The sequence below is a fragment of the Acinetobacter sp. BY419 genome (assembly GCF_019038395.1).
Classification (GTDB): domain Bacteria; phylum Pseudomonadota; class Gammaproteobacteria; order Pseudomonadales; family Moraxellaceae; genus Acinetobacter.
In genome coordinates this window covers 1-2,574 of sequence record NZ_JAGFXZ010000068.1, presented here as the reverse complement: position 1 = coordinate 2,574, position 2,574 = coordinate 1, and the positions used below count along the sequence as shown (strand labels likewise).

3 protein-coding genes are annotated in these 2,574 nt (G+C 46.0%); all 3 read left to right on the top strand.

Going from position 1 to position 2,574, the window contains the following annotated elements; all coding sequences use genetic code 11:
• The first annotated feature begins 82 nt into the window (after positions 1-82).
• Positions 83-511: a transposase gene (locus tag KUG37_RS14555; RefSeq protein ID WP_216938464.1), complete on the top strand. Its 429-nt coding sequence runs from the start codon at positions 83-85 to the stop codon at positions 509-511.
• Positions 508-843 carry an IS66 family insertion sequence element accessory protein TnpB gene (tnpB, locus tag KUG37_RS14550; protein ID WP_216938462.1) on the top strand — a complete coding sequence of 112 codons (336 nt, stop codon included), beginning with the start codon at positions 508-510 and terminating at the stop codon, positions 841-843. Before KUG37_RS14555 ends, tnpB begins: the two co-directional genes overlap by 4 nt.
• Before the next feature lie 74 nt (positions 844-917).
• Positions 918-2,543, top strand: coding sequence for an IS66 family transposase (locus KUG37_RS14545; RefSeq protein WP_216938465.1), 1,626 nt, complete (start codon positions 918-920; stop codon positions 2,541-2,543).
• The last annotated feature ends 31 nt before the right edge of the window (positions 2,544-2,574 follow it).

The following is a 2,574-nucleotide window of genomic DNA, read 5'->3' as shown; positions in this document are numbered from 1 at the left end:
GTAAGCGTCCGCTGAACCCCACTTTTCTTATCTGCTTAACATCCCGATAGTGTCCATTATTTATTAAATGGACATCATGTTTATGGTCTTAGACACTATTATAGACACTGAACAAACGATAAAGCGAACTCGTAGAATCTTTGCACCTGAGTTTAAACAACACCTGGTCGAGCTTTGCCAACAGCCAGATACATCAGTGGCCAAAGTAGCAATGCAACATCAGGTCAATGCCAATCTGCTACATAAATGGATTCGTCAGTCCAGATCAATGCCCCCTGCATTAGAAACCCCATCCATTCCACAGACCGACTTTCTTCCCGTCATTGTTCACCCGACGCCAGTCAAACAAGAGACATCTCCGCCACCTGTGCCGGAGAAGAAAGCTGTCGCTCATATCAGGATTCCACTGCATAAGGAACAAGGTTCCGCAAGGGATCAGATGATCGAGATCGACTGGCCGGTGGAATCAGCAAAGGAATTACTGCCTTTAATTCAGGGCTTGATCAAATGATCCGTATCGATGAAATCTGGCTCTCTAACCAGCCGATGGATATGCGTGCAGGTATGGATACTGCCATGGCTCAGGTGCTGAGAGCCTTTGGCTATATCAAACCGCATTGTGCTTACCTGTTCTGTAATAAACGTGGCCATCGCATGAAAGTACTGGTGCATGATGGACTGGGCATCTGGCTGTGTGCCCGACGGCTGGAACAGGGCAAATTTCACTGGGCTCAGGTTCACCAAGGTGAAACGGTAGCCATCAGTCGGGAGCAGTTACAGGCACTGATCCAAGGTTTAGCTTGGCAAAGAATCGGTCTGCAGCAAGTGGTAACAATGCTCTAAACCAGGCTCATCCATTCTGCTATTCTCCAAACGTTTTATTTACACATATTCATGATCTCAGCCATACTGCGGTCATGAAAATGCTGCCTGATTTAAGCCAACTGACCCATGAACAACTGCTGGAATTTACCCGGCAGTTGGCGCTGCAGCATCAACAACTCGCAGAAGATAAACAACAATTAGATGCTAAAGTTCAGCATCTTGAAGTATCAAATAAGCAATTAGATGCTCAAGTTCAACATCTTTCTATTCTCAACCAAAAATACGAGCATGAGCTTGCGCTATTTAAACAGCATAAATTCGGCAGTAAAAACGAACATCTAACCGCAAAACAAATCCACCTATGGGACGAAGCGGTTGAAGAAGATATTGCTGCGGTTGATCTGGAACTGGAACGACTGAATGCAGATAAAACGAATGCAGCTGCGCAGAAAGCCCCAGCCAACAAACCTAAACGTCGACTGCTGCCAGATCATCTACACACCATCCGTATTGAGCATGAACCTGCATCAACCCAATGTGCTTGTGGCTGCACCTTGCGTCGTATCGGTGAAGATATCAGTGAAAAACTGAATTTCAGACCGGCACAGTTCTATAAGGAACAGCATATTCGAGGTAAATGGGTGTGTGATCAATGTGACACACTGACCCAACAAGCAATGCCGGCATATGTGATTGAGAAAGGAATCGCCAGTCCTGAATTACTCAGCCATGTACTGGTATCGAAGTATGCAGATCATTTACCGCTGTACCGTCAGCGCCAGATCTTTCTACGCGCAGGTGTTGATCTGTCCAGATCAACGTTATCTGACTGGATTGGTCGCTGTGGTGTAGAGTTAGAACGCCTAACCGATGCATTAAGAAAGGTAATCCTACAGCAAGCGGTGATTCATGCAGATGAAACACCCGTCACCATCATGCGGATGGATGATAAAGATAAAAAACCGAAGAAAGGTTATGTCTGGGCTTATGCAACAACCCAATATAATCCAATTCAAGCCGTGATTTATGACTTTCAAGACAGTCGCTCTGGTGAACATGCCGAAGCCTTTCTAAAAGATTGGCAAGGTCATTTAGTCTGTGATGATTATAGTGGTTATAAAGCCCGCTTTAGATCAGGCGATGTCATTGAGGTGGGCTGCATGGCACATGCACGTCGTAAATTCCATGAACTGCATGTGACCGGGAAAAGTCAGATTGCAGAACAGGCATTACTGATGATTCAGAGACTGTATGCCATAGAAGCAGAACTCAGGAAAAAGACGGATGGTACAGCGCAACACCGCCGCGAATACCGGCAACAGCATAGTCAACCGGTGATGCAGCAACTCTATGAATGGCTCAACCAACATCATCCGACGGTGCCATCGAGTTCAGCCACTGCCAAAGCCATCAATTACAGCCTAAAACGTTGGGAAGCCTTAAGCCGTTATCTGGATGATGGCAATCTACCGATTTGCAATAATTGGGTAGAGAATCAAATGCGTCCCTGGGCTTTGGGGCGCAAGAACTGGTTATTTGCAGGTTCACTGCGCAGTGGTCAGCGAGCGGCCAATATCATGACTTTAATCCAGTCAGCAAAGCTGAATGGGCTGGATCCGTATGCCTATTTAAGTGATGTCCTAAAAAGACTACCCACCCATAAAGTCACAGAAATTGAGGATTTGCTACCTCATCGTTGGAAACCTGAACCTCGTTAAAACATAGCAATGGGATTCAGCGGATGCTTAC

Coding starts and splice junctions, on each gene's coding strand:
- KUG37_RS14555 (WP_216938464.1), top strand. CDS start 83: ATGGTCTTAGACACTATTATAGACACTGAACAAACGATAAAGCGAACT.
- tnpB (WP_216938462.1), top strand. CDS start 508: ATGATCCGTATCGATGAAATCTGGCTCTCTAACCAGCCGATGGATATG.
- KUG37_RS14545 (WP_216938465.1), top strand. CDS start 918: ATGAAAATGCTGCCTGATTTAAGCCAACTGACCCATGAACAACTGCTG.